The organism is Streptomyces sp. NPDC048718 (genome assembly GCF_043198875.1).
Lineage (GTDB): Bacteria > Actinomycetota > Actinomycetes > Streptomycetales > Streptomycetaceae > Streptomyces.
Map to the genome: position 1 here is coordinate 224878 of NZ_JBICVG010000010.1, position 20367 is coordinate 245244.

Sequence of the window (20367 nt, forward strand, 5' to 3'; positions counted from 1 at the left end):
TGCCGTGAAGGTCCTCGTCATCGGCGGCGGCGCCCGCGAACACGCCCTGTGCCGCTCCCTCTCCCTCGATCCCGACGTCACCGCTCTGCACTGCGCGCCCGGCAACGCCGGTATCGCCGAGGTCGCCGAGCTGCACCCGGTCGATCAGCTCGACGGCACAGCCGTAGCCACGCTCGCCACCGGTCTCGGCGCCGACCTGGTCGTCGTCGGCCCGGAGGCCCCGCTGGTCGCCGGTGTCGCCGACGCCGTCCGCGCCGCCGGCATCCCGGTCTTCGGCCCCTCCCGGGAGGCGGCCGAGCTGGAAGGCTCCAAGGCGTTCGCCAAGGACGTCATGGCCGGCGCCGGGGTGCCCACCGCCCGCAGCTATGTGTGCACCACCCCGGCGGAGATCGACGAGGCGCTGGACGCCTTCGGCGCCCCGTACGTCGTCAAGGACGACGGTCTGGCGGCCGGCAAGGGCGTCGTCGTGACCTCGGACCTCGCCACGGCCCGGGCGCACGCGCTGTCCTGCGAGCGCGTGGTGATCGAGGAGTTCCTGGACGGCCCCGAGGTCTCCCTCTTCGCCATCACCGACGGCACCACCGTCCTCCCGCTGCGCCCCGCGCAGGACTTCAAGCGCGCGCTCGACGGCGACGAGGGCCCGAACACCGGCGGCATGGGCGCCTACTCGCCGCTGCCGTGGGCCGACCCGGAGCTGGTCGACGAGGTCCTCGCGACCGTCCTGCAGCCCACCGTCGACGAGCTGCGCCGCCGCGGCACCCCGTTCTCGGGCCTGCTGTACGCGGGGCTCGCGATCACCAGCCGAGGCGTCCGGGTCATCGAGTTCAACGCCCGCTTCGGCGACCCCGAGACCCAGGTCGTGCTGGCCCGGCTGCGGACCCCCCTGGCCGGCGTTCTGCTGAACGCCGCCAACGGCACGCTCGCCGACCAGGAGCCGCTGCGCTGGAGCGACGACGCGGCCGTCACCGTCGTGGTCGCCTCCCACAACTACCCGGACACCCCGCGCACCGGTGACCCGATCGAGGGCTTGGCCGAGGTCGCGGAGCACGACGCCCCGCACGCGTACGTGCTGCACGCCGGGACGAAGCGGGACGGCGACGCCGTCGTCAGCGCGGGCGGCCGGGTCCTGTCGGTCACCGCCACCGGTTCGGACCTGACCGAGGCCCGCGAGCGGGCGTACGCGGCGGTCGGCCGAATCCGTCTTGACGGCTCCCAGCACCGCACGGACATCGCGCGGAAGGCCGCCCAGGGCTGACCCTCCGCCCGCCCGCGGTCCCCGCCGCGGGCCGTCCCCGGCTGTGGTCCGGCCTGTTCCCCGGAGTACGGCCGGGGCACGATCCGGGGTACGCCGGGGCCCCTCGGGCGCGGTCGCACAGTGAACCGTACGACCGCGCCGCCGTCATCACCTTTACCCAAAGCCATTCCATCGAGTGACGGCTTGCCCATCCGGATGACGCCCGCCGACGCCCCAACTAGGGTGCGGCGCAGGCGTTCGGCGGCCTGCTCCGGCACTTGGCCCACCGACATTGCGGTGTCGGTGCCGGGTGCCACAGTGGGGGAGTGAGCAACACCGCCACGGGCAGTCCCGACGAGGACAGGAGGGGGTGATGTACGGCGTGTCCGGCAGCAACGGCAGCAACGGCAGCAACGGCAGCAACGGCAGCAACGGCAGGCACAGCAGCCACAGCAGCAACAGCGCCAACCGCGGGAACAGCGCGAGCGGCGAAAGCCGTGAGAGCGGCGCGAACGCTTCGAAGCGCGCGAACGGCACGGACGGTGCGCGTCCCGGCCCGGGCAGCGGCCCCGGCCCCGGCTACGCGGACGGCGACGAGCTCGGAGCCCGCGCCGCCCGCGCCCGCGCCCTCGCCGTACTCCGCGTCCGCGGCCGGGCCCTCGGTCTCGCCGTACTCCCCGCCGCCGTCGCCGCCGTCCTGCACGCGGGCGGCCTCACCGGCCACTTCACCGGCCCCGGCTGGGACACCGCCCGCTGGGTGACGACCGCCCTCGCCGTCCTGGTCCTGCTCGTGGCGACGGCCGTCGCCCTGGTCGTGGCGCGTTCCCGGCCGGCCGTGACACCGACGGTGGAACTGTCGGAGAGCGCGGCCCCCGACCTCTACCGGCTGGTACGGGACCTCGCCGACCGCCTTGAGGTCCCGCCGCCCTCCGCGATAGCCCTCACCCCGGACTGCGACAGCTGGCTGGAGGACCGCTCGCACCGGGCGCACGAGAACCGCCGCGCCGGTGCCGCGCCGGTTCTCGTCATCGGCTCGCCCTTCCTCTGGTGGATGCGGGTCGGCGAGCTGCGCGCCGTCCTCGCCCCCGTCGTCGCCGGTACGGGCCCGGCCGCGCACCCCGACATAGCGGCCGCCCGGCGCTTCGTCCGCGGCCTGGACGCGGCGGTGGCCGTCCCCCGTACCCCCGGACTCGACCCGGTCCGCCGCCTTGGCGCCCTCGGGGTCGGCCGGCTGGCCAGGACCCTGCTCCTGGGCTGCCGGGGCCACGCCGCCGAGATGGAGCGCGGGGTCGCCGCGGCCGGCTCGGAGCGCGCGCAGGCCGTCGACTACGGGGTACGGATCGTCGCCCAGGAACAGGTCGGCCTCGCCTACGCGGGCTGGGACCGGCTGCTGACCCGGGTCGCGCTGCCCGCCTGGCGGATGGGCCGCTGGCCCGCCCGGCTCGACGCGGGCGTGGTCTCGGCGCTCACCGAACTGTCCCGCCGCGACCGGCTCGCCGCGGGCTTCACCTCGCGCCTCGGCGAACGGCCCGCCTGCGACCTCCTGGAGGAGCCGGGCGCGGTCGACGAGGCGACCTCGCTGCTCGCCGCCCGGCTCTTCCACGGCGCGCCGGCGGGGCCGGGGGCGGAGTGGGCGCCGGTGGAGTGGGGCGCGTACGCGGAGGAGGTCGTCGACCGTACGTGGCGCGCCGACGCGGCCCGCCTCCACCGGGTCCTCGACAGTGTCGCCGCCGCCCCGGCCACCCCCGTGCCCGCCTCGGCCGGTCCCGCCCCGGCCGGTCCCGCCCCGGCCCCGGTACCGGCCGCCGGGCCCGACGCGCCGCCCACCCTGGCCCGGATCATCGCCCACCTCACGGTGCCCGGCGGTGCCGATGGTCGTCACCGGGAGCCGGCCCTCGAACACCCCGCCCTCGAACACCCGAGCCCCGAAGCCCCAGCCCTCGAAGACCCGGACCTCGAAGACCCCGGCACCACCACACCCACACCCACACCCGCCGCCGACGCGCTCGCGGCCGCGCTCACCGCGCAGGCCGCCCGCGAGGAGCGCGGCCGCCCGGTGACACAGGCGGTGGAGGGGTTCGACGGCCCCGGCCCGCTGTTCCCGCTCCAGCCGCCCCGCAGTGGCCGGGATCTGCTGGCCGATCACGTCACGGCCATGGTGTGCTGCGCCGCCGTCGATACCACGGACGCGGTCCCCGGCCTCGACTGGCTCGACGGCCCGGCCCTGTTCGTCCGGGGCGAACGCTGTACAGATCTGGCCACCGCGGTGCTCGCTCTCGTCGAGGACGGCGACCCCGAACCGCTGCGCACCTGGCTGACCAGGACCGGAGTCCGCGCCGAGAAGCCGGTCCGGCTGGGCTGAGCGAAATCCGGCCGAACCCCACCGGGCGGAATGTTGGGTTCTCCCCTCAACTATTCACTGCGAACCGTGACGGATCGCATGCGTTATGTGATGTGCTGGTTGCCGACACGGACAACGGCGGAGACGGACCGCGGGCAGCGGCCGGCCGACCGGGGGGCCGAGGGAGGGGCGCGACATGGGTGCGGAGCAGATCAGGCGGTGGGAGTCGGGAGCGCTTTTCCACGCCGTGTCCGATCCCTTCGCTCAGGGCCCGCTGCCCTGGCTGCGCGGTTCGGACAACTACTTCGACGACACCGGCCAGTTGGTGCCCTGGTACGCGGACGAGATTCTGGCCCGGGGCGGCGCGGGCAACCCCCGTACCGCCGACGACATGCACGGCCAGATCAAGGGTTTCGCCTCCAACGGCGCGGTCGCGCCCGGCGAGGTGATCGACTTCCACGTCACGGTGGACCCGCCCCAGCAGTTCCTGGTCGACATCTACCGGATCGGCCACTACAGCGGCGACGGCGCCTTCAAGATCAGCACCAGCCCCCGGATCGCCGGCATCGTCCAGCCGGCCCCGCTGGCCGTCGACCGCACCGTCTCCTGCCACCACTGGTGGCAGTCCTGGCGGCTCCAGGTCCCGCCGCACTGGCAGATCGGCGCCTATGTCGCCGTGCTCACCACCGCCGGCGGCTACCGCTCCCACATCCCCTTCACCGTCCGCGACGCCAACCCGGCGGACCTGCTGCTCGTCCTGCCGGACGTGACCTGGCAGGCGTACAACCTGTACCCGGAGGACGGCCACAGCGGCGCCAGCCTCTACCACGCGTGGGACGAGGACGGCCGGCTGCTCGGCGAGGAGGAGGCGGCGGTGACCGTCTCCTTCGACCGGCCGTACGCGGGCGCGGGTCTGCCTCTGCACGTGGGCCACGCCTACGACTTCATCCGCTGGGCCGAGCGCTACGGCTACGACCTGGCCTATGCCGAGACCCGCGATCTGCACGCGGGCCGGATCGACCCCAGCCGCTATCGGGGCCTGGTCTTCCCCGGGCACGACGAGTACTGGTCGGTGCCCATGCGCCGGGCCGTCGAACTGGCCCGCGACCAGGGCACGTCGCTCGTCTTCCTGTCCGCCAACACCATGTACTGGCAGGTGGAGCTGGGCCCTTCGCCGTCCGGCGCCCCGGACCGGCTGCTGACCTGCCGCAAACGCCGGGGTCCCGGCCGTCCGGTGCTCTGGCGCGAAGTGGACCGGCCCGAGCAGGAGTTGCTCGGCATCCAGTACGCGGGCCGGGTCCCCGAACCGCATCCGCTGGTCGTACGCAACGCGGACCACTGGCTCTGGGAGGCCACCGGCGCGGGCGAGGGTGACGAGATCCCGGGCCTGGTCGCGGGCGAGGCCGACCGCTACTACCCGCGCACCCCGCTGCCCGAGCACGAGAGCCGCATCCTGCTCGCGCACTCGCCCTACCGGGACGGCGACGGGGTGAAGCGCCACCAGGAGACGAGCCTGTACCGGGCCCCGTCGGGCGCCTGGGTCTTCGCCTCGGGCACCTTCGCCTGGTCCCCGGCGCTCGACCGGCCGGGCCATGTGGACTCCCGTATCCAGCGCGCGACCGCCAACCTCCTGGACCGCATCTGCAAGCGGGACTGAGGGACGGGAGCCGGGAGGCCGGGAAGCCGCCCCGAGGCCCGGCCGACGCCTGACCAGGCGTTGTCCCGGCCCATGCGCCCGCCCGCCCCGAGTGCGGCCCCGAGTCCGGCCTGGGGTCCCACCCCGAGTCCGGCCCTGGGCCCGGCGGTCGGATCGGTGCCCGCGTACGAGACAATCGGACCCGCTCCTGGATCAACCTACGCGGAGGAACCGTGTCCGGATTCGTAGAAAAGCCCGAACCCCTTCAGGTTCCGGGCCTGACCCATCTCCACACGGGCAAGGTCCGCGACCTGTACCGCGACGAGGCGGGCGATCTCGTCATGGTGGCGAGCGATCGCATGTCCGCGTTCGACTGGGTGCTGCCCACCGAGATCCCGGACAAGGGCCGGGTCCTCACCCGGCTCTCCCTCTGGTGGTTCGACCGGCTCTCCGACCTGGCCCCGAACCACGTCCTGTCGACCGAGCTGCCGGCCGGCGCCCCCGCCGACTGGGCGGGTCGCACCCTGATCTGCAAGTCCCTGGACATGGTCCCGGTCGAGTGCGTGGCCCGCGGCTATCTGACCGGCTCCGGGCTCGCCGAGTACAAGGTGTCCCGCACCGTCTGCGGCCTCGCCCTGCCCGAGGGCCTGTCGGACGGCTCCGAGCTGCCCGCGCCGATCTTCACCCCGGCGACCAAGGCGGCCGTCGGCGACCACGACGAGAACGTCTCCTACGAGAAGGTCGCCCACCAGGTCGGCGCCGAGACCGCCGCGCTGCTGCGCCAGTCGACCCTCGCCGTCTACTCCCGGGCCCGGGACATCGCCCGCGAGCGCGGGATCATCCTGGCGGACACGAAGTTCGAGTTCGGCTTCGCGCGCACCGGTGAGGGCGAGCCGGGGCAGCTGGTCCTCGCCGACGAGGTCCTCACCCCGGACTCCTCCCGCTTCTGGCCGGCCGACCAGTGGCAGCCGGGCCGCGCCCAGCCCTCGTACGACAAGCAGTACGTGCGTGACTGGCTGACCTCGCCGGCCTCCGGCTGGGACCGGACGAGCGAGCAGCCGCCGCCGGCGCTGCCGCAGGAGGTCGTGGACGCGACCCGCGCGAAGTATGTGGAGGCGTACGAGCTGCTCACCGGCGCCAGGTGGTCGTGAGCCAGGTGGTGGTCGTGAGGTCCGGGGCCCAGCGCGCCTGAGGCGATGGGTCCGGGGCGGTGGCTGTCCACCGCCCCGGACCCGGCCCGCGGCCTGTGGCACGGGACAACGAGAAAGCCCCCGGTCGATTCGACCGGGGGCTTCTTCATGGAGCGGACGACGAGATTCGAACTCGCGACCCTCACCTTGGCAAGGTGATGCTCTACCAACTGAGCCACGTCCGCATGCGCCGTAGCGCGCTGCTAACTATACACAAGCCGGACAGGGGTCGTGCCATGGTTCCTGGCCCGCAGGGGCGTGACACCCGCCACCGCGGCCTCGGAGCTGGGGAAAGATGGAGGGAGGGGAAGGCGGAACGGGGAGAGAAACGACGAAAGCCCCGGTTCCTGAGAACCGGGGCTTTCGCTCCCTGAGCGGACGACGAGATTCGAACTCGCGACCCTCACCTTGGCAAGGTGATGCTCTACCAACTGAGCCACGTCCGCATTGCTCCCGATCGGCTTTCACCGGTCGGTGCGAGCACTACTCTACCTGATGCACCGGAGTGCTTCGGTCAAGCTATGCAGAGCGGGTGACAGGGATCGCACACTGCGCCTTCCCCCTGGAAGGGGGCTGTTCTGCTACTGAACTACACCCGCACGCTGCTTGGGACTTGGCTTTTCGGCCTTGCCCCTCGGCGTGATCCAAACTCTAGCGGATCATGGGGGGTGGTTGGCAAATCGAGGGTCCGCCCCCGTCCGGGACGGGGATCGGGGCAGGCGGGAGAGGCGCCGACGCTCCTTGGTGCGAGGGCCGACGGGTCGGCGGGCGGCCGGATCGCGGTCCGGCCGTGATCCGCACCAAGCCTGGCCGCCTCGTCCATCGCCGGGTCCGCCATCCGGCCTGCCGGCCGTTCAGCCTGCCGGCCTCTCGGCCCGTCAACCGCCCGCACGCCCGCTCACCCCGCGCCCCGCCCGCCCGACCGCCGTCCTCAGCTCGCGGCCTGGAACGCCTCGTACACCCGCTTCGGGATCCGTCCGCGGGCCGGTACGTCCATCTTGTTGGACTGGGCCCAGGCGCGGACGGCCGCCGGGGCGGGGGCCAGGGAGCTGTAGGTGTACTCGCCCTTGGCGGGTCCCGCGGCCTTCCCGGACCGGGCCCCGGAGCGGGCGCCCACCTTGCGGCCGGCCGCCAGGTAGGGGGCCAGGGCCGTGCGCAGTTTCTCTGCATTGGCGGGATTCAGGTCGATCTCGTACATCTTCCCGTCCAGGCCGAACGCGACCGTTTCCGCCGCCTCTCCGCCGTCGATGTCGTCGGAGAGAGTGACCACCACACGCTGTGCCACGGATATCGGTCCTTTCCTGCGGATAGCCCTGCCGTATCGCACCCTTGCCGCGCTGACGTGCGGCGATGTCGATACAGCGGTCCCCCGAGGGCAATAGTGTGTTCCTCTGGATTCCTTTGTACAGCGCATGGTGCGGCAGGGGGAAGCCCAAGCAATTGTTTCCGCGTGTCCCGGCCCTCCGGCGATATTCTTCTTGAATTCGGGACCGTGTTGTGCAGGGTGTGGCGCGAGGTCCCTTTATAGGATCCTCCAGTTTTCTACCCGCGTAGAATTTGGAGGCAGGTACGCTGAGGGAACCGCCCACGCAACACACCACCGGGAGTGCCAGTGGCACGCGTCGTAGTCGACGTCATGCTCAAGCCGGAGATCCTCGACCCGCAGGGACAGGCGGTGCAGCGTGCACTGCCCCGCCTCGGATTCGACGGGATCGCCGACGTCCGCCAGGGGAAGCGCTTCGAGCTGGAGGTGGAGGGGCCGGTCGACGACGCCGCCCTCGCCCGCATCCATGAGATGGCCGAAACCTTCCTTGCAAACACCGTGATCGAGGACTTCATCGTGAAGGTGGAGTCGTGACCGCACGCATCGGCGTCGTCACGTTCCCCGGAACCCTGGACGACCAGGACGCGCTGCGCGCCGCCCGCCTCGCGGGCGCCGAGCCCGTGTCGCTCTGGCACCGCGACAAGGACCTCAAGCAGGTCGACGCCGTGGTCCTGGCCGGCGGTTTCTCCTACGGCGACTACCTGCGGGCCGGAGCCATCTCCCGCTTCTCGCCGGTGATGGAGACGATCATCGAGCAGGCCAAGGCCGGCATGCCGGTCCTCGGCATCTGCAACGGCTTCCAGGTCCTCACCGAGGCCCACCTGCTGCCGGGCGCGATGCTGCGCAACAACCACCTGCACTTCATCTGCCGCGACCAGAAGCTGCGGGTGGTGAACGCGGAGACCGCCTGGACCTCCGACTACGAGCCGGGCCAGGAGATCTCCGTCCCGCTCAAGAACATGGACGGCCGGTACGTCGCCGACGAGCGCACGCTCGACGAGCTGGAGGCCGAGGGCCGGGTCGCCTTCCGCTACCTGGACGTGAACCCCAACGGCTCGCTCCGCGACATCGCGGGCGTCACCAACGCCGCGGGCAACGTGGTCGGCCTCATGCCGCACCCCGAGCACGCCGTCGAGCCGCTGATCGGCACCGGTGGCACCGACGGTCTCGGTTTCTTCACCTCGATCCTCAAGAAGCTGGTCAACGCCTGATGACTCTCGATACCGTCACGCACGCGGCCGAGACGCCGGACAGCGAGCAGCCCTGGAAGGAACTCGGCCTCAAGGAGGACGAGTACGCGCGCGTCCGCGAGATCCTGGGCCGCCGTCCCACCGGCGCCGAGCTGGCCATGTACTCCGTCATGTGGTCCGAGCACTGCTCGTACAAGAGCAGCAAGGTCCACCTGAAGCAGTTCGGCGAGAAGGCCCCGAAGAACGACGCGATGCTCGTCGGCATCGGCGAGAACGCCGGTGTCGTCGACGTCGGCCAGGGGTACGCGGTCACCTTCAAGGTCGAGTCGCACAACCACCCCAGCTACATCGAGCCCTACCAGGGCGCGGCCACCGGCGTCGGCGGCATCGTCCGCGACATCCTCGCGATGGGCGCCCGCCCGGTCGCCGTGGTCGACCCGCTGCGCTTCGGCGCGGCCGACCACCCCGACACCCGGCGGGTGCTGCCCGGTGTCGTCGCGGGCATCGGCGGCTACGGCAACTGCCTCGGCCTGCCGAACATCGGCGGCGAGGTCGTCTTCGACTCCTGCTACCAGGGCAACCCGCTGGTCAACGCCGGCTGCATCGGCGTGATGAAGCACGAGGACATCCACCTCGCCAAGGCCTCCGGCCCGGGCAACAAGGTCATCCTGTACGGCGCCCGCACGGGCGGCGACGGCATCGGCGGCGTGTCCGTCCTCGCCTCGGAGACCTTCGACGACACGAAGCCGACGAAGCGCCCGGCGGTCCAGGTCGGCGACCCGTTCCAGGAGAAGCTCCTCATCGAGTGCACCCTGGAGATCTTCCGGGAGAAGCTGGTCGCGGGCATCCAGGACCTCGGCGGCGCCGGTCTGTCCTGCGCCACGAGCGAGCTGGCGAGCGCCGGCTCCGGCGGTATGCGGGTCGACCTGGAGAAGGTGCACCTGCGCGACGCGACGCTCTCGCCCGAGGAGATCCTCATGAGCGAGTCGCAGGAGCGCATGTGCGCGATCGTCGAGCCCGAGCACGTCGACCGCTTCCTGGAGATCTGCGAGAAGTGGGACGTCATCGCCACCGTCATCGGTGAGGTGACCGACGGCGAGCGCCTGGAGATCTTCTGGCACGGCGAGCAGATCGTCGACGTCCCGCCGCGCACGGTCGCGCACGAGGGCCCGGTCTACCACCGGCCGTATCAGCGTCCGAGCTGGCAGGACGCCCTCCAGGCCGACGACGCGGGCAAGCTGCCCCGGCCGAAGGACGGCGCGGAGCTGCGCGAGCAGGTCCTGAAGCTGGTCGGCTCCCCGAACCAGGCCTCCAAGGCGTGGATCACCGACCAGTACGACCGCTTCGTGCAGGGCAACACCGTGCTGGCCCAGCCGGAGGACGCGGGCATGGTCCGGATCGACGAGGAGTCGAACCTGGGCGTGGCCATGGCGACCGACGGCAACGGCCGGTACGCGAAGCTCGACCCGTACGCGGGTGCGCAGCTCGCGCTCGCGGAGGCGTACCGCAACGTCGCCGCGACCGGTGCCAAGCCGCTGGCCGTGTCCGACTGCCTGAACTTCGGTTCGCCCGAGGACCCGGCCGTGATGTGGCAGTTCGCCGAGGCCACCCGCGGTCTCGCGGACGCCTGCTTCACCCTGGGCACCCCGGTCACCGGCGGCAATGTGTCGCTGTACAACCAGACCGGCGACGCCGCGATCCACCCGACGCCCGTCGTGGCGGTCCTCGGTGTGATCGACGACGTCAACCGCCGTACCCCCGTCGCCTTCGCGGAGGAAGGGCAGCTGCTCTACCTCCTCGGCGACACCAAGGAGGAGTTCGGCGGCTCGGCCTGGTCCGAGGTCGTCCACCAGCACCTCGGTGGTCTGCCGCCGGCCGTGGACCTCGACCGGGAGAAGCTGCTCGGCGAGATCCTGATCTCGGCCTCCCGCGACGGCATGATCGACGCGGCGCACGACCTGTCCGACGGCGGTCTCGTGCAGGCGGTCGTCGAGTCCTGCCTGCGCGGCGGGAACGGCGCGCGTCTGGTCGTGCCCGAGTCCCTGGACGCCTTCACCTTCCTCTTCAGCGAGTCGGCCGGCCGCGCGATCGTGTCCGTGCCGCGCAGCGAGGAGCTCCGCTTCACCGACATGTGCGGTGCGCGAGGTCTGCCGGCGACCCGGATCGGTGTCGTCGACGGTGACACGGTCGACGTACAGGGCGAGTTCAGCGTCTCCCTGGAGGAGCTGCGCACCATCCACGAGGCGACGATCCCGGCCCTGCTGGCCTGATCGGTCCCTCTGGTCCGTACGAAGCGTGTGAAGCGAGACCCCTGCCCCCTCCGGGGCGGGGGTTTCGCCGTGTACGGAAGCCTTCTGCGGTCAGGGCCTGTCTTTTGGATCAGGCCGGATCAGGGAGCGGGGTTCGGTGCACTGCACTCGCTTCGCTCGCTCCGTCTCGGCTCTTGATTTCCCCTTCGGATGCCGAGCAGCGATCGCAAGGCGGAGGAGGGAGACAACGCGGTGGGGGCACCTCCCGTGCCCGAAGGGCCACGGGGGAGTGCGTGCCGGACCCCGCGAGCCCGGCAAGATCCGAAAGACAGGCCCTAGGCTCGGACCATGCCGCCTGCCAAGAAGAACGCCCAGCGCGTCCGTCGTTACGACTCCACGAAGACCCAGGCCGCCGTCCTCGCCCAGCTCGGGCATGTGTGCGACGCGGTACGGGCGTTGCCTCCGGAAACGTTCGACGGGCCGACCCGGCTCGGGGAATGGACGGTGCGGGAACTGGTCGCGCATCTGTCGTGGATGGTCGGCTGTGTGCCGCGGCTCCTCGCCCGGCCGGAGCCGGCCCGCCAGGAAGTCGCGCTGCTCGACTGGCCGTTCGTCACCGATCCGCTCGCCGGGCGGATCGACGACTTCACCCGGAGCATCGACGCGTCCGACCCCGCGAAGCTGCTCGACCGCTCGGCGCGGGAGTACGAGGAGGCGGTGGCCGGCGCCACCGGCGAGCGGCTGATCGAGATGGGCTTCGGCGCCATGACGCTCGCGGACTTCGTCGTCACCCGGACCGTCGAACTCGTCGTGCACACCGACGATCTGAGCGCCGCGACCGGGGTGGAGATCCCGTACGACCGGCAGGCGCTGGCCGCCTGCACGCGGCTGCTCGCGGACGCGCTGGCCGCGAAGGCGCCGGGCGGCGCGGTGGAGGTGCGGATCCCGCCGTACGCGGTGGTGCAGTGCGTGGAGGGGCCCCGGCACACCCGCGGCACCCCGCCCAACGTCGTCGAGACCGATCCGTTGACCTGGATCCGGCTCGCGACCGGCCGGGTGGTGTGGGCGGCGGAGCGGGACGCGGCGCGGGTCTCGGCGAGTGGTGAGCGGGCCGATCTGGAGGGGCTGTTGCCGCTGATGCGCTGACCCGGGAGCGCGCCGCCTGACTCCCTTATTTTCCGCGAAAGACGGTAGGCCTGAGACGGCTGGACGAAGCGGGCCCGCGCACACGGGTCCGCACGCTCCGCATTCGTAGGTTCGTCCAGGTGGCCCGCTCGCTCACCCAAGGCCCCGGAAGTGCACCCCGGCGGGCCGATCCCCACCCGATCGGCCCTGGAAGCGATCGGATCCAGCCACTCCGGAAGCCGTTTCCAGGCCCTGTCGGGGTGTCAGCAGCCCCCTCCCGTCGTGTACTCCGTCACATCCGGGCCCTCTGACGGCCCCCTCCCGGGCGGGAGTCCGGCGGGGAGGCGGGGGCGCCGACCGGTCGGTAACCCTTGGGGCGCTTGCTTTGTGGGCTCCGACAGGCAACGGAAGGTCGGTTCGTATTTTCGTACGAGCAGACTCCCTCGGCTGTATCACGGGTCATTCGTTCATTCGGACCAGTGGCCGATCTCGCCTACACTCGGTGGCGTGCCACGCGGAGACGGTCGACTCAATCACGATCTGCTCCCCGGGGAGAAAGGCCCCCAGGACGCTTGTGGCGTCTTCGGTGTCTGGGCTCCGGGTGAAGAGGTCGCAAAGCTCTCGTATTTCGGGCTGTACGCCCTTCAGCATCGGGGTCAGGAATCCGCGGGAATCGCGGTCAGCAATGGCTCCCAGATCCTCGTCTTCAAGGACATGGGACTTGTCTCCCAGGTCTTCGACGAGACTTCTCTCGGTTCCCTCCAGGGTCATATCGCGGTCGGTCACGCCCGCTACTCGACCACCGGGGCTTCCGTGTGGGAGAACGCGCAGCCGACGTTCCGGGCGACCGCCCACGGCTCGATCGCGCTCGGCCACAACGGCAATCTGGTGAACACGGCGCGGCTCGCCGAGATGGTCGCCGACCTCCCCAAGAAGGAGGGCCGGGCCACCCAGGTCGCCGCCACCAACGACACCGACCTGGTCACCGCGCTGCTCGCGGGCCAGGTGGACGAGGACGGCAAGCCGCTCACCATCGAGCAGGCCGCCGCGAAGATCCTCCCCGAGGTCCGGGGCGCCTTCTCCCTCGTCTTCATGGACGAGCACACGCTCTACGCGGCCCGTGACCCGCAGGGCATCCGCCCGCTGGTGCTCGGCCGTCTGGAGCGCGGCTGGGTCGTCGCCTCCGAGACCGCCGCGCTCGACATCTGCGGCGCGAGCTTCGTCCGGGAGATCGAACCGGGCGAGCTGATCGCCATCGACGAGAACGGCATCCGCACCCAGCGATTCGCGGAAGCGAAGCCCAAGGGCTGTGTCTTCGAGTACGTCTACCTGGCGCGCCCGGACACCGACATCGCCGGCCGGAACGTCTACCTCTCCCGGGTGGAGATGGGCCGCAAGCTCGCCGCCGAGGCTCCCGTCGAGGCCGATCTGGTGATCGCGACGCCGGAGTCCGGCACCCCCGCCGCCATCGGTTACGCGGAGGCCTCCGGCATCCCGTTCGGCGCCGGTCTGGTCAAGAACGCGTACGTCGGCCGGACCTTCATCCAGCCCTCGCAGACCATCCGCCAGCTGGGCATCCGGCTGAAGCTGAACCCGCTCAAGGAAGTGATCAAGGGCAAGCGCCTGGTGGTCGTCGACGACTCGATCGTCCGCGGCAACACCCAGCGCGCCCTGGTCCGCATGCTCCGCGAGGCCGGCGCCGCCGAGGTCCACATCCGGATCTCCTCGCCGCCGGTGAAGTGGCCCTGCTTCTTCGGCATCGACTTCGCGACCCGCGCGGAGCTGATCGCCAACGGCATGACGGTCGAGGAGATCGGCGCGTCGCTCGGCGCGGACTCGCTCTCGTACATCTCGCTGGACGGGATGATCGAGGCGACCACGATCCAGAAGCCGAACCTGTGCCGCGCCTGCTTCGACGGCGAGTACCCGATGGAGCTGCCGGACCCCGAGCTGCTCGGCAAGCAGCTCCTGGAGACCGAGCTGGCGGCGGGCCCCGCCGCCACCGCGGCCGCCGACGCCCTGCGCCGACCGTAGGACCCGCGCGGAGGACGGGGCCGGTCCCGGCCGGCCCCGTACCCCGTACCGGCCATCGGACCCCTCCGGCCCTGTGACGGCCGGGCGGCCCGGCGGCCCCCGCAAGCCCCCGCAGTACGACAGAAAGTCCTCCTCATGCCCGAGACCGAGACCGTTTCTGCCGAAGGCGGCGCCAGCTACGCGAGCGCGGGCGTCGACATCGAGGCGGGCGACCGCGCCGTCGAGCTGATGAAGCAGTGGGTGAAGAAGACGCAGCGTCCCGAGGTCCTCGGCGGCCTCGGCGGCTTCGCCGGCTACTTCGACGCCTCCGCCCTCAAGCGCTTCGAGCGGCCGCTGCTCGCCTCGGCGACCGACGGCGTCGGCACGAAGGTCGACATCGCCCGCCAGATGGGCGTGTACGACACGATCGGCCGCGACCTGGTCGCCATGGTCATGGACGACATCGTCGTCTGCGGCGCCGAGCCGCTCTTCATGACCGACTACATCTGCGTCGGCAAGGTGCACCCCGAGCGGATCGCCGCCATCGTCAAGGGCATCGCCGAGGGCTGTGTGCTGGCCGGCTGCGCCCTGGTCGGCGGCGAGACGGCGGAGCACCCGGGTCTGCTCGGCCCGGACGACTTCGACGTGGCCGGCGCCGGTACGGGCGCCGTGGAGTACGACCGGCTGCTCGGCGCCGATCGCATCCGTACGGGGGACGCGGTCATCGCGATGGCCTCCTCCGGTCTTCACTCCAACGGGTACTCGCTCGTCCGCCACGTGGTCTTCGACCGCGCGGGCATGACCCTCGACCAGCAGGTCGAGGAGTTCGGCCGGACCCTCGGCGAGGAGCTCCTGGAGCCGACCCGGATCTACTCGCTCGACTGCCTGGCGCTCACCCGCACCAGCGAGGTGCACGCTTTCAGCCACATCACGGGCGGCGGTCTCGCGGCCAACCTGGCCCGGGTGGTACCGGACGGACTGCACGCGGTGGTGGACCGCTCCACCTGGACCCCGGGCGCGGTGTTCGACCTGGTCGGCACGGCGGGGCGGGTCGAGCGGCTGGAGCTGGAGAAGACGCTGAACATGGGCGTCGGCATGATGGCCGTCGTGCCCGCCGACTCGGTGGACGCGGCCCTGACGACACTGGCCGACCGGGGCGTGGACGCCTGGGTCGCCGGTGAGATCACCGAACGCGGTGACAAGGAGACCGGCGCGGAGCTGGTCGGGGACTACGCCAAGTAGCAGAACGAGAGGGCCCCTCCGGGGGCCCTTTTCCTTTGCACCGCATTCCTTTTGCATCGAACACGCGCCCTACCGGGTCGGACCGCACCGCGCCCGCGCCACGGCCTGTCCTGGAGCTGGCCTGGCCTGACCGGGACCTGGCCTGACCGCGCTCGGCCCGGGAGCCAGGGCTCGGGAGCCAGGGGCCCAGGGGCCCCGGCACGGGGATCCGTACGGCCTCAGGGGAGCGCCCTGCGGCCCCTGGCCCAGTGAGTGGAGACGTCCGCCGGGGCGGGCAGCACGGCGTCACAGGACCCTCACGCCCCGTACAGGCGCCCAAAGCGCAGAAACCCGGTCCGGAGCCCCGGACCGGGTTTCAGTGTGAAGAAGGTCAAGCGCGACGCCGACTGGACGCCGGACCGGACTGGTCGTCCTCGTCCTCGTCGTCGGCGTTGTAGAGATCCGCGTACTGCGCGTACGGGTCGTCTTCCTCGTCGTCGTCCTCGAACGGCTCGCCATTCGGCGGCTGGCTCGAAGTCGTCGAAGCGCCCAGCTCGTTAGCCAGACGTGTCAGGTCGGTCCCGCCGCTGCTGTACTTCAGCTGGCGGGCGACCTTCGTCTGCTTGGCCTTTGCCCGGCCGCGCCCCATGGCTCGACCCCCTCGGTGACGGGGCTCGACGGCCCCAGAGTCTTGACACGCGTTCATGAGTCGGAACGGACTCTCGACAGAGAGACCGGCCCGTAGGGCTTCAACGGTACCTGTTTCCTCGGGTCTACGGTACGCCGCGCGCATCACATACCCCGGTACAGAACCTTTGAGGTGCCCCGTCCTTGCTGGTCAGTCGCGATTTTAACCTCTTCTTGAGGTCCGACCCGCCGATCGGCGTGAGCGAAGTCTCGCCAAACGCTCCCCTTCGGCGGGCCGGCGCTGTCAAGATCAGCCGCGGCGCGCCCCGTCCATGCGCTGCTCGGCGATCCGGTCGGCCGCGGCGGCCGGCGGAATACCATCGGACTTCGCACGTGCGAAGATCTCCAGAGTGGTGTCGAAGATCTTCGCCGCCTTGGTCTTGCAGCGGTCGAAGTCGAAGCCGTGCAGCTCGTCGGCCACCTGGATCACGCCACCCGCGTTGACGACGTAGTCGGGCGCGTAGAGGATGCCGCGCGCCTCCAGGTCCTTCTCGATGCCCGGGTGCGCGAGCTGGTTGTTGGCCGCGCCGCAGACGATGGCCGCGGTGAGCTGGGGGACGGTCACGTCGTTCAGGGCGCCGCCCAGCGCGCACGGGGCGTAGACGTCCAGGCCCTCGACGCGGATCAGGGCGTCGGTGTCGGCGACGACGTCGACCTGCGGGAACTTCTCGGTGATCCGGCGTACCGACTCCTCGCGGACGTCGGTGATCACGACCCGGGCGCCGTCGGTGATCAGGTGCTCGACCAGGTAGTGGCCGACCTTGCCGACGCCCGCGACGCCGACCACGCGGTCGCGCAGGCTCGGGTCGCCCCACAGGGTCTGGGCCGAGGCGCGCATGCCCTGGAAGACGCCGAACGCGGTGAGCACGGAGGAGTCGCCGGCGCCGCCGTTCTCCGGGGAGCGGCCGGTGGTCCACTGGTTGGTCCGGGCGATGACGTCCATGTCGGCGACGTAGGTGCCGACGTCGCAGGCCGTCACGTAGCGGCCGCCGAGGGAGGCGACGAAGCGCCCGTACGCGAGGAGCAGGTCCTCGGTCTTGATCTTCTCGGGGTCGCCGATGATCACGGCCTTGCCGCCGCCGTGGTCGAGGCCGGCCATGGCGTTCTTGTACGACATGCCGCGCGACAGGTTCAGCGCGTCGGCGATCGCCTCGGCCTCGGACGCGTACGGGTAGAAGCGGGTGCCGCCCAGGGCGGGGCCGAGGGCGGTGTTGTGCAGGGCGATGACGGCCTTGAGGCCCGTGGGGCGGTCCTGGCACAGCACGACCTGCTCATGGCCGCCCTGTTCGGAGTGGAACAGGGTGTGCAGTACGTCCGGGGCGCCGGTCACATCGGTCACGGTGGTGACTCCCAAGTACGAAGCGGCGGAAGGTCCCCCCTGCGGGTGGGGGTGGGACCAGGTCGGGTCGAGGGTAAGTGCTACCTGGCCGTAGGAGGGGCGCAGTGCTGAGGATCACCCTCCCTCGGCGTATCCGCGTGGAAGGATTTGCGACATGTCGGTCCCCTCCTCGGAGTCCTCGGCGTCGGCGGCCTCCTCGGTCCTCGTCCCGTACGCCAGTTATCTGCGGGTCTACGAGCCGCTGGCCGCCTTCCCGGAGCCGGAGCGGAGCCATTGGGCGCGCTACGCCCGGCGGCCGGTCGCGGAGCTGCCCGACGCGCAGACCGAGCTGCGGCGGTCGCTGGCCGCGCTGGTGCCGGTACCGCCGGTCCCCGTCCCCGCGGAGGAGAGCGGCGAGGCCTTCGTGACGGCGGTGGACGGCACGGTGCTGATCTGTCCGTGGCGCACCCGGCTGCGCGGCTGGCTGGCCCTCGCGGAGCTGGAGGGCCAGGCGCTGCCGGCGCCTCTCCTCGACGCGATGCTGCCGCCGGTGGTGCGGACCCGGCTGACGGCCGATCACGAGCGCTGGCTGGCGGGCAACCCGGACGCGCGGCCGTGGATCCGTGACGCGGCGTGGCGGGTGCCGCTGCGCTGGTTCGTGCTGTTCACGGACGAGGAGCGGGAGTACGTGCCCCGGGGCGCGGCGGACGCGCGCGTGGACGCGGGAACGGGGCCGGTCCCGGACGCGCGCGGGGACGCCGGAGAGGAAGAGGGGGAGGGCTCGGAGGGGACGGGTGCCGTGGCGCGGCCGGTTCCCGGCGCGGCGCCGGTGCTGCGGTACCGGACGTCGATGGCGCAGGCGCGGCGGCGGCTCGCGCGGGCGCTGAAGGCGCTGCGGGAGTCCATCGAGGAGGGCCCGATGACGGAGGGTCTGGTGGACGTGGGCCGCTGGCTGGAGGAGTTCCACCCGAGGGCGCTGGTGGAGCTCGACTACGGGGGACTGGTGCACGCGGTCGGCGCGGAGGCGCTCGCCGCCGATCATTCGGCGGCGGACGTGGCGGAGGGCATCGAGGCGCTGCGGGCGGGCGACGGCGACGGCGCGATGGCGGCCTACGAGCGGTTCGCGGAGCGGTGGCGGGCCGTCCGGGACCTGCAGTTCGCGAATTAGTCATCGACAGGACATGACAACCTGATGTAAATGATCTTCATCGACGAAACGTCGGCGGACCCTTCGGTGGTCTTCCGAGGGGGCGTTGGAGGTAGGCGGACGGGACGTAGGTCCCGATCCGGGCCTTTGGCTCAAGCGTGACGGATTGCACTTAATTCACTCTTGCGCCCAACGCCTATCCGCATGCCAAAATAGGACAAGGAGTCCGGGGAGGGTTCCTTCCGCCCAAGTATGGGCGGAACGCTCAGCATTGCACTCTATGGGGGGTCTGTCGGCTCCTGGTCGCTCTGTGACTGATCGTCACGGCGGCGTGACTGTCCGCTATGGCATGGTCCATCGACTTCCGCCGCTGATGAACACCTGCGAGGGCAATTCCATCGGTTTGGCCGACGCGGCTGGACGGATGGTGTAGTTGTAGTGCCGAGGACAAGCCGTTCGTCCTATAACCGACTCGGCCCGCTTCTGCCATTTCGGGCAACGCGGGTCAAGGTGCAGAATTTAGAGGAAAGAACCGAGAAGGTTCGGTTCTCCCGAGGAGGCCGCTCATGACCGCTCGCACCCCTGATGCCGAGCCGCTGCTGACCCCTGCCGAGGTTGCCACGATGTTCCGTGTCGACCCGAAGACGGTGACCCGCTGGGCGAAGGCCGGCAAGCTCACGTCCATCCGCACCCTGGGTGGACACCGCCGGTACCGCGAGGCCGAGGTCCGCGCCCTGCTTGCGGGTATTCCGCAGCAGCGCAGCGAGGGCTGAGGCAACCGCCGCAGTTTGCGACACCCCGCAGCAACCGCACGACCCGCAGTACCAGCAACACCTTGAAGTATCGGGCGCATTCCGGACCCCCAACCCGGTCGCCCACCCCAAGCTCTGCCGATGGACTCCTGCCCCAACAGGCCTCCGTCATCGATCGCGCTGGACTCCGCCGGGTCTGGCGCGATCTTTTTTGTGCGCTCCCCACAGTTCCTGAGCCGATCCCTGGTGGACCCGCGTAGACCCCGTGCAATTGCACATATTAAATGGGAGGTATGTAGGGCAGGGGTAAGCATGGAACTTTCTGAAAGAGATTGAGTGACTCGCGTCACACCATGGGTCGTCCCTCAAGAACAGCTTTCCATCGTCCGAACCTCCCTCCACTCGCCGTTGGTCATCCCTTGCCGGGACCTTCGTCCTTCGATGCCCGGCGGGGCCGCGAGGTAGCGCCGGAAGGGGGCGCCTGAGGGGCATCGGGCCCAACACCCGGGAAACGGCGGGCGGACGAGCGGGTGGTGAACGGTCGGCGAGTGGTCGGCGAGTGGTCGGCGAGCGAGTGGCGGGGGCGCGGCGGGAGTGCCGCAGGCGAACGGCGGGCGAACGGCGCGAAGACGCGGGGCGCGTGAGCGCATGCGAGAAGGCCGGGGGCGCCGGGAAGGCCGGGGAAAGCCGGGCGGGTCCGGACGGGGCGTCAGAAGGGCTGCCAGGGGCGCGTGAGCGGTCTCCACGCGCCGTACGGCCGGACCGTACGGACGAGGGGCGCCGCCGGCCCGCCGCGGACCGGCCGGGAAGCGGGAGCCGTAAAACGAGAGAAGGGGGGCCCCCCGCCGGGGGGGGGGGGGGTGGGGGGGGGGCGTTGGGGGCTATTTAACCCGCCCCCAACCAAACACACGGGGGGTGGGGAACAAAAAAAAAACAACAA

The 20367-nt window shown here is 71.2% G+C and carries 15 protein-coding genes and 3 tRNA genes; 12 read left to right on the plus strand and 6 right to left on the minus strand.

The annotated features are described in order from the left end of the window. Positions 1-4: 4 nt before the first annotated feature. The 4 genes from purD (at position 5) to ACGFRB_RS21035 (ending at position 6362) form a co-directional block, all read left to right on the plus strand. Entirely contained in the window at positions 5-1255 is a 1251-nt protein-coding gene (gene purD / locus ACGFRB_RS21020) for a phosphoribosylamine--glycine ligase (RefSeq protein WP_363003331.1), read from the plus strand. A 352-nt stretch (positions 1256-1607) separates the two neighbouring features. Beyond that, entirely contained in the window at positions 1608-3596 is a 1989-nt protein-coding gene (locus ACGFRB_RS21025; protein ID WP_393244863.1) for a hypothetical protein, read from the plus strand. 175 nt (positions 3597-3771) lie between these two features. Further along, on the plus strand, positions 3772-5232 hold the full coding sequence (locus tag ACGFRB_RS21030; RefSeq protein WP_393244865.1) for a N,N-dimethylformamidase beta subunit family domain-containing protein: 1461 nt from the start codon (positions 3772-3774) through the stop codon (positions 5230-5232). A 212-nt stretch (positions 5233-5444) separates the two neighbouring features. Continuing rightward, positions 5445-6362 (plus strand): phosphoribosylaminoimidazolesuccinocarboxamide synthase, encoded by a 918-nt coding sequence (locus ACGFRB_RS21035; RefSeq protein WP_363003326.1) that lies wholly within the window; start codon positions 5445-5447, stop codon positions 6360-6362. Between the two features lie 148 nt (positions 6363-6510). Here ACGFRB_RS21035 and ACGFRB_RS21040 read toward each other — a convergent pair. The 4 genes from ACGFRB_RS21040 to ACGFRB_RS21055 all read right to left on the minus strand — a co-directional run bounded on the left by ACGFRB_RS21040 (position 6511) and on the right by ACGFRB_RS21055 (position 7686). Continuing rightward, positions 6511-6586 (minus strand) — tRNA-Gly (locus tag ACGFRB_RS21040). 188 nt (positions 6587-6774) lie between these two features. Next, positions 6775-6847, minus strand: a tRNA-Gly gene (locus ACGFRB_RS21045). 81 nt (positions 6848-6928) lie between these two features. Then, positions 6929-7000: transfer RNA gene (locus tag ACGFRB_RS21050), tRNA-Gly, on the minus strand. A gap of 332 nt (positions 7001-7332) precedes the next feature. Beyond that, positions 7333-7686, minus strand: coding sequence for an Lsr2 family protein (locus ACGFRB_RS21055; protein WP_393244867.1), 354 nt, complete (start codon positions 7684-7686; stop codon positions 7333-7335). Between the two features lie 327 nt (positions 7687-8013). On the opposite strand from ACGFRB_RS21055, the gene purS reads away from it, so the two are divergent. From purS to purM, 6 genes are all read left to right on the plus strand, one after another. Beyond that, positions 8014-8259: a phosphoribosylformylglycinamidine synthase subunit PurS gene (gene purS / locus ACGFRB_RS21060; RefSeq protein WP_250921286.1), complete on the plus strand. Its 246-nt coding sequence runs from the start codon at positions 8014-8016 to the stop codon at positions 8257-8259. Next, positions 8256-8936 (plus strand): phosphoribosylformylglycinamidine synthase subunit PurQ, encoded by a 681-nt coding sequence (gene purQ, locus ACGFRB_RS21065; RefSeq protein WP_393244869.1) that lies wholly within the window; start codon positions 8256-8258, stop codon positions 8934-8936. Before purS ends, purQ begins: the two co-directional genes overlap by 4 nt. Then, positions 8936-11185 carry a phosphoribosylformylglycinamidine synthase subunit PurL gene (gene purL / locus ACGFRB_RS21070; RefSeq protein WP_363003319.1) on the plus strand — a complete coding sequence of 750 codons (2250 nt, stop codon included), beginning with the start codon at positions 8936-8938 and terminating at the stop codon, positions 11183-11185. Before purQ ends, purL begins: the two co-directional genes overlap by 1 nt. 327 nt (positions 11186-11512) lie before the next feature. Further along, entirely contained in the window at positions 11513-12310 is a 798-nt protein-coding gene (locus ACGFRB_RS21075; protein WP_393244871.1) for a sterol carrier family protein, read from the plus strand. Between the two features lie 486 nt (positions 12311-12796). After that, positions 12797-14323, plus strand: coding sequence for an amidophosphoribosyltransferase (gene purF, locus ACGFRB_RS21080; RefSeq protein WP_363003315.1), 1527 nt, complete (start codon positions 12797-12799; stop codon positions 14321-14323). Between the two features lie 135 nt (positions 14324-14458). After that, positions 14459-15544, plus strand: a complete 1086-nt coding sequence (gene purM, locus ACGFRB_RS21085) for a phosphoribosylformylglycinamidine cyclo-ligase (RefSeq protein WP_363003313.1) — start codon at positions 14459-14461, stop codon at positions 15542-15544. A 370-nt stretch (positions 15545-15914) separates the two neighbouring features. Here purM and ACGFRB_RS21090 read toward each other — a convergent pair whose 3' ends face one another. Together ACGFRB_RS21090 and ACGFRB_RS21095 are read right to left on the minus strand one after the other, a co-directional pair. Next, the gene (locus ACGFRB_RS21090) at positions 15915-16172 is read right to left on the minus strand and encodes a DUF3073 domain-containing protein (RefSeq protein WP_361238278.1); all 258 of its coding nucleotides are present in this window, start codon (positions 16170-16172) and stop codon (positions 15915-15917) included. 288 nt (positions 16173-16460) lie between these two features. After that, entirely contained in the window at positions 16461-17549 is a 1089-nt protein-coding gene (locus ACGFRB_RS21095) for a Glu/Leu/Phe/Val dehydrogenase dimerization domain-containing protein (protein WP_363003311.1), read from the minus strand. A gap of 154 nt (positions 17550-17703) precedes the next feature. On the opposite strand from ACGFRB_RS21095, the gene ACGFRB_RS21100 reads away from it, so the two are divergent. Continuing rightward, complete coding sequence (locus ACGFRB_RS21100) at positions 17704-18696, plus strand: hypothetical protein (RefSeq protein ID WP_393244874.1); 993 nt, start codon at positions 17704-17706, stop codon at positions 18694-18696. 545 nt (positions 18697-19241) lie between these two features. Next, complete coding sequence (gene bldC / locus ACGFRB_RS21105; protein ID WP_020869672.1) at positions 19242-19448, plus strand: developmental transcriptional regulator BldC; 207 nt, start codon at positions 19242-19244, stop codon at positions 19446-19448. Positions 19449-20367 lie beyond the last annotated feature (919 nt).

What these genes read in the sequence shown, in the direction of transcription:
- purM (WP_363003313.1), top strand. Translation starts at nt 14,459, where the DNA reads ATGCCCGAGACCGAGACCGTTTCTGCCGAAGGCGGCGCCAGCTACGCG.
- ACGFRB_RS21090 (WP_361238278.1), bottom strand. Translation starts at nt 16,172, where the DNA reads ATGGGGCGCGGCCGGGCAAAGGCCAAGCAGACGAAGGTCGCCCGCCAG.
- ACGFRB_RS21100 (WP_393244874.1), top strand. Translation starts at nt 17,704, where the DNA reads ATGTCGGTCCCCTCCTCGGAGTCCTCGGCGTCGGCGGCCTCCTCGGTC.
- ACGFRB_RS21025 (WP_393244863.1), top strand. Translation starts at nt 1,608, where the DNA reads ATGTACGGCGTGTCCGGCAGCAACGGCAGCAACGGCAGCAACGGCAGC.
- ACGFRB_RS21075 (WP_393244871.1), top strand. Translation starts at nt 11,513, where the DNA reads ATGCCGCCTGCCAAGAAGAACGCCCAGCGCGTCCGTCGTTACGACTCC.
- purL (WP_363003319.1), top strand. Translation starts at nt 8,936, where the DNA reads ATGACTCTCGATACCGTCACGCACGCGGCCGAGACGCCGGACAGCGAG.
- ACGFRB_RS21030 (WP_393244865.1), top strand. Translation starts at nt 3,772, where the DNA reads ATGGGTGCGGAGCAGATCAGGCGGTGGGAGTCGGGAGCGCTTTTCCAC.
- bldC (WP_020869672.1), top strand. Translation starts at nt 19,242, where the DNA reads ATGACCGCTCGCACCCCTGATGCCGAGCCGCTGCTGACCCCTGCCGAG.